Below are 4,834 nucleotides of genomic sequence, written 5' to 3'. Positions count from 1 at the left end.
GAGGTCCGGCTTGCCGTGGGCTGGCCCGCCGCTGGCGTGAGATGCCGAAAGTGGTGTTCTCCTCGACGATCAGCACGGTCGACCGGAACACCCCCCTGGTCGCCGGCGACGCGGTCACCGAGATCACCCGGCTCGCTCGGGGACCGCTCGATCCGGCTCATCCTCGGGACGGCCGGCGTACCACTCGTGGAACTCGGAGCACCGTCCAGAGCTGTCGAACCGCAGGAACCAGATGTTGTCGTACGCCGTGACGACGCGATCACTCTCCGGCTCGTAGAACACCGTCCGGCCATGGGCTACGACCCGGTCACCCTCGATGGCGACCGGATGGTACCGGGCGTCGAAGGACTCGCCGATGAACGCCTCGCGCTCGCTCATCCACTCTGCGACGATCTCCCGACGTCCGGATGCCCGCAGCTGGAAGGGGTAGTGCCACACGGCAGCTTCGGACCAAAGATCCGCGATCGCCTGCTCGTCGTACGTCTTCCAGGCCGTCACGTACGCATCGAGCCACTCCTGCGCCGATGCCCTCGTGATCCGCTCCGACGGCACCGGGGTGTTGTGCCACTCGGGCTGGTCCAGGAAGCTCGTCATTCCCAGATCGTAGCCAGGACCGGACGGCGGTGGGAGCCCGGGTGGCATCGAGCCAGGTGCCGGGAGTCCAGGTGCCGGGGTGGATGCGCCGGGCCGGAAGGCCGACCCTGTCCCCGGATCCACGGAACGGGCCTCGGTGCGTCATGAGCGAGAATGGCGACATGACCCTGGGTGATGAGCTCGACCTGATCCTCGAGCGTCGAGACCGCGGCACCATGCAGCCGACCATCGATGCCCTGCTGCCCTACTACGCTGCCCATCCGGAGAACGCGCGGGTGCTCTACGAGGTCGGCGGGGCCTACGACACGGCGGGACAGGAAGACATCGCGCGAGGGTTCTACGAGAAGGCTCTTGCTGCAGGGCTCGAAGGTGATCTGCTGCGCCGGTGCTATGTCCAGTACGGGTCGACGCTCAGGAACCTCGGCGAGTACGAGGCGTCGCTCGAGGTCTTCAGGGCAGCTCGCGCTGTGTTTCCCGGCTCCCCGGCGCTAGGGGCCTTCGAGGCCATCACCCTCCATGCGGCGGGCCGATCGGATGAATCTGTCGCCTCGTTGCTCGATCTGGTGGTGACCTTCGTTCACGCTCCCGACATCGAGCGGTACAAGGAAGCCATCAACGGCAACGCGGCCCACATCCGTGCGCTCGACGACGAGAACTCCTAGTGGACCGTACCGATCCTCGACCGGTCCGCCTGCGATGATCAGCCGTGAAGGCTCCCGAGCGAAGGAGGCACACCAGTGACGGACTTCTCTCCGTCCGCTTTCGCGCGACAGGCAGGATGAGCCGCAGCCGTTAGGATCACACCGTGAAGCTTCTTCTCACCTCGGCCGGGGTCACCAATCCGACGATCCTCGGCGCTCTCGCAGCGCTTCTCGGGAAGCCGATCACCGCGTCCACCGCGCTGTGCATCCCCACCGCCCAGTACGGTCACCCCTGGCTCGGCCCCGGCATCGAGGCGTGGAGATTCATCAGTGGCAGATCCGAGAACCCCATGGTGGACCTGGGATGGAAATCCGTCGGGGTGCTGGAGCTGACCGCGCTGCCGAGCATCGATGAGGAGCGGTGGAAGCCGCTCGTGCGCGAGACCGACGTGTTGCTGGCGGCAGGCGGTGACGCCCTCTACCTCGACCATTGGATACGGCAGTCGGGACTGGCCGACATGTTCCCGTCGCTGGCACGCACCGTGTGGGTCGGGATGAGCGCGGGCAGCATGGTGATGACTCCGCAGATCGGTCGGGAGTTCGTCGGCTGGAACTCGCCGACGGGCGATGACAGCGCACTGGGAAGGGTCCACTTCTCGATCTGCCCGCACCTCGCGCCCGACGGTGCACCCGGTAACTCGCTGGCTGCAGCAGAGAGATGGGCCGCCGGTATACCTCACCCGTCCTACGCCATCGACGACCAGACGGCCATCAGCGTGACCGATGATGCGGTGGACGTCATCACGGAGGGCCTCTGGCGGTACTTCCCTGGACAGGCAGCCGCCGACGTCACGGCAGGGAAGCCCTGACAGCCCGGGCGACCTGAACGGATCCGTACGATCCACCCCGGCGACCAGGCGTTTGTGACCTCGAGGGGTAATCAGTAGTCTGTGGATGTGGTCCAGAAGCAGGCCTCTTCTTCTCAGCAAGAAAACTGGAGTGCGGGCTCATGCTCACATCACCCACGGCCAGAATGGGCATTCTCACGGGCGACATGGCGAACCTTCCCACAAGGGCGCTGCACCGGATGATCGATCGCCTCTACGAGGACCTCGACACCGACGAACCCGTCGAGGGAGTCGCTTGCCGGTACGCGGAGCTCCGCGACGAACTCGACCACCGGGGCGCCGGCAGAAGGATCCCCCTCGCGGGCAGAACCGGTCCGTCGCGCCGCGGAGCGGTCCGCACTGCGCTCATCCGGAAGCGCCTGGCCTCACGCCCCTACGTCTAGCCCTGCCGGCGCGGCACGCGCGCGTGCTGCCCTGCACAGTATGGCGATCAGCCGAAGACCGCCCCGGGCCACTGGGGACGCTCTTCTTCACCCCGCCGGCCCGACGGCTGTTCGCCGATCGATCGCTGACACCGGTTTCCGACAATGATGGAAGAGCATGCTGCCTGCACTCGATGAAGCCGTCTTTGCAACCTTTGCCCAGGACCTCAGGTCCTACCCCGAAGCACTTCAATTCCTTGCGGACTTCGACGCGATGCTGACCCGTCGGATATCCAGGATCGGTGATGCCCTGGAATGCGGGGAGGGTGAGGAAACGACGACGGCCTTGCTCAGCCTTCACGCCAGCGCGGCCATGGCTGGTGCGTGCGCACTGCAGCACAGCACCGCCAAAGCTCTGACGACCATTCGTTGCTCGGGTGTATCTCGGGGTTTCGCGGACGAACTCGTCCTGCAGCTCACAGACCAGGCACAACACTTCACACGGTCGTACCGTGCGTTCCGTCGCGGAGCCCTGTAGGGTCCCGGGCCCCTCACCGGCGCCTGCGCGGCCGCGAGTACCGGCTGACAAGATCATTGAGCGCCAGAGTGGTGACGATGATGGAAACGGCCCCCGCTGCGAGACCGACGTAGAGGCCGCCGAGCATCGCCAGGGGGGAGTCGGCGTCGGTCAGGTAGGCGTGGGCGGTGGCAGCACCGACCACCCAGGAGGCGGCGACGACGACCAGCGCGAGGATGGACGGCAAGGCGCCGAGATGGTTCTTGATCCATCGGGCCGGCCGTGCTGTTTCGATCCCCAGGAGTGCCATGCTCCAAGTCTCCGGCGGTAAGGTCACGGTGCAGTCGACGGTACGTCTCGACTTGGCCACAGTTCGCGCCAGGACGGCCTTCCGGGTATTTCCTCTCCTCGGTCAGCCGATAACGTCCGAGGTGGGGGATGAAGCAGTGCAGGTTCTTGCCAGGCGATCCCTCGTCGTCCAATCAACCTCTGCATCAGGAGCGCCACGCCATGGTCAAGCCGCCCTCTGTCCTCGCCCTCGTGGCCGCCGCTGCACTCCTCGCAGGTTGCGCAGGCTCGCCCGCCGACCAGCCCGCGGCCCAGCCCGCCTCGACCGCCTCGGCCACGGCCTCCCCGACGCCGTCTCCGGTTGCGTCTGTCACCGCATCGAGCGAGGCAGGGCCGGCGCCGACGCAGGAGGACGCCGCGCCAGTAGAGACACCGCCCGCGGTCATCGAGACGCCGGTCGAACCACCGGCCCCCGAGCCCGTCGTCGAAGCACCAGCCCCCGCGCCGATCGTCGTCGGGACTGCTACCACCTGGGAAGCCGCGCCCCGGATCACCGTCACCCAGGGCTCGACGTTCGTCCTCACGGGGACCGGTTACCAGCCCGGCCAGAACATCTCCATGTTCATGGGGATCTACCAGACCGACATGACAGAGATCGATGAGCAATCCATGATCGCCGACGCCTCGGGTAGCTTCAGCTTCACGATCACGCTCGCTCCGGACGTCACGCCGACGACCTACGGGGTCTCCACCCTGGTCCGGGACGGCATGCGGCCCGAGGACATCGAGGCGAGCAAGCAGCACGCACTCGTCGACGTCGTCCCCGCCTAGGCGAGAGGGCGCGGCTCCCGATCGGCGGCACGATGATCCATCCCATCCTCTCGCGCCGGCTTCTTGCCAGTCCCTACCGCGACCCTGTTCACGACGGTGCGGCCGACCCGGTCCTCGTGTCCGATCCAGTGACAGGGGGCTGGTCCATGTTCTACACGCAGCGCCGTGCGGCGGAGATCGGGCTCGACGGCGTGGCCTGGGTGCACGAGTCCGAGATCGGTGTCGCCCGGTCGAACGACGGAGGGTCGACGTGGACGTACCAGGGCGTCGTCGAGGGACTCGACGCACCGGGCCTGGCGCAGCCCGTCACCAGGTGGGCGCCCGACGTCGTCCGGATCGGTGACCGATGGGTCATGTTCCTGACAGTGCTCGGAGGTAGGAGGACGGATTGGACCGGTCCGGCGAGGATCGCCCAGTACACCAGCGCCGATCTCCACGTGTGGGACTTCCAGGGCTATCTCGACCTCGATTCCGAACGGGTCATCGACGCTGCCGTGGCCCAGTGCGGTGATGGGCTGTACCGCCTCTGGTACAAGGACGAGGCGCGGGGATCACGCACCTATGCCGCGGTGACAGCCACCCCACTCCTGGCGTCCACCTGGCGTGTCGAAGGTCTGGTGATCGGAGGCAGGCCGCACGAGGGTCCCAAGGTCTTCGCGCTCGGCCGGCGGTACTGGATGGTCACCGACGAGT

Annotated in this window: 7 protein-coding genes and 2 pseudogenes; 7 read left to right on the top strand and 2 right to left on the bottom strand. The window is 66.9% G+C overall.

The genetic code is table 11. The features are described from left to right. Nucleotides 1–155, top strand: a pseudogene (locus CVO76_RS17430) (dihydrofolate reductase family protein); the annotation flags it as partial. On the opposite strand, the gene CVO76_RS15345 reads toward CVO76_RS17430, so the two are convergent. Next, the gene (locus CVO76_RS15345) at nt 124–594 is read right to left on the bottom strand and encodes a nuclear transport factor 2 family protein (protein ID WP_208740011.1); all 471 of its coding nucleotides are present in this window, start codon (nt 592–594) and stop codon (nt 124–126) included. The pseudogene CVO76_RS17430 and the gene CVO76_RS15345 overlap by 32 nt on opposite strands. Nucleotides 595–755: 161 nt before the next feature. Between CVO76_RS15345 and CVO76_RS15340 the strand changes: the two genes are divergently transcribed. The 4 genes from CVO76_RS15340 (at nt 756) to CVO76_RS15325 (ending at nt 3,043) form a co-directional block, all read left to right on the top strand. Next, nucleotides 756–1,256, top strand: a complete 501-nt coding sequence (locus CVO76_RS15340; RefSeq protein WP_208740010.1) for a tetratricopeptide repeat protein — start codon at nt 756–758, stop codon at nt 1,254–1,256. A gap of 143 nt (nt 1,257–1,399) precedes the next feature. Then, nucleotides 1,400–2,104 carry a Type 1 glutamine amidotransferase-like domain-containing protein gene (locus CVO76_RS15335; RefSeq protein WP_208740009.1) on the top strand — a complete coding sequence of 235 codons (705 nt, stop codon included), beginning with the start codon at nt 1,400–1,402 and terminating at the stop codon, nt 2,102–2,104. Nucleotides 2,105–2,268: 164 nt separating this feature from the next. Continuing rightward, complete coding sequence (locus CVO76_RS15330) at nt 2,269–2,526, top strand: hypothetical protein (protein WP_208740008.1); 258 nt, start codon at nt 2,269–2,271, stop codon at nt 2,524–2,526. Between the two features lie 157 nt (nt 2,527–2,683). Beyond that, a complete protein-coding gene (locus tag CVO76_RS15325; protein ID WP_208740007.1) occupies nt 2,684–3,043 on the top strand; it encodes a hypothetical protein in 360 nt (119 codons plus the stop codon). A 13-nt stretch (nt 3,044–3,056) separates the two neighbouring features. Here the strand turns inward: CVO76_RS15325 and CVO76_RS15320 are convergent, their stop codons facing one another. Next, on the bottom strand, nt 3,057–3,332 hold the full coding sequence (locus tag CVO76_RS15320) for a hypothetical protein (RefSeq protein ID WP_208740006.1): 276 nt from the start codon (nt 3,330–3,332) through the stop codon (nt 3,057–3,059). A 200-nt stretch (nt 3,333–3,532) separates the two neighbouring features. On the opposite strand from CVO76_RS15320, the gene CVO76_RS15315 reads away from it, so the two are divergent. Next, nucleotides 3,533–4,141, top strand: coding sequence for a hypothetical protein (locus tag CVO76_RS15315; protein WP_208740005.1), 609 nt, complete (start codon nt 3,533–3,535; stop codon nt 4,139–4,141). 116 nt (nt 4,142–4,257) lie between these two features. Next, a pseudogene (locus CVO76_RS15310) lies at nt 4,258–4,834 on the top strand (family 43 glycosylhydrolase); the annotation flags it as partial.

The sequence above is a fragment of the Arthrobacter agilis genome (assembly GCF_002953615.1).
Taxonomy (GTDB): Bacteria; Actinomycetota; Actinomycetes; order Actinomycetales; family Micrococcaceae; genus Arthrobacter_D; species Arthrobacter_D agilis_B.
The sequence above is the reverse complement of the archived record's forward strand: the minus strand, read 5'-3'. Positions and strand labels throughout refer to the sequence as shown.

What these genes read in the sequence shown, in the direction of transcription:
- CVO76_RS15345 (WP_208740011.1), bottom strand. Translation starts at nt 594, where the DNA reads ATGACGAGCTTCCTGGACCAGCCCGAGTGGCACAACACCCCGGTGCCG.
- CVO76_RS15340 (WP_208740010.1), top strand. Translation starts at nt 756, where the DNA reads ATGACCCTGGGTGATGAGCTCGACCTGATCCTCGAGCGTCGAGACCGC.
- CVO76_RS15330 (WP_208740008.1), top strand. Translation starts at nt 2,269, where the DNA reads ATGGGCATTCTCACGGGCGACATGGCGAACCTTCCCACAAGGGCGCTG.
- CVO76_RS15325 (WP_208740007.1), top strand. Translation starts at nt 2,684, where the DNA reads ATGCTGCCTGCACTCGATGAAGCCGTCTTTGCAACCTTTGCCCAGGAC.
- CVO76_RS15320 (WP_208740006.1), bottom strand. Translation starts at nt 3,332, where the DNA reads ATGGCACTCCTGGGGATCGAAACAGCACGGCCGGCCCGATGGATCAAG.
- CVO76_RS15315 (WP_208740005.1), top strand. Translation starts at nt 3,533, where the DNA reads ATGGTCAAGCCGCCCTCTGTCCTCGCCCTCGTGGCCGCCGCTGCACTC.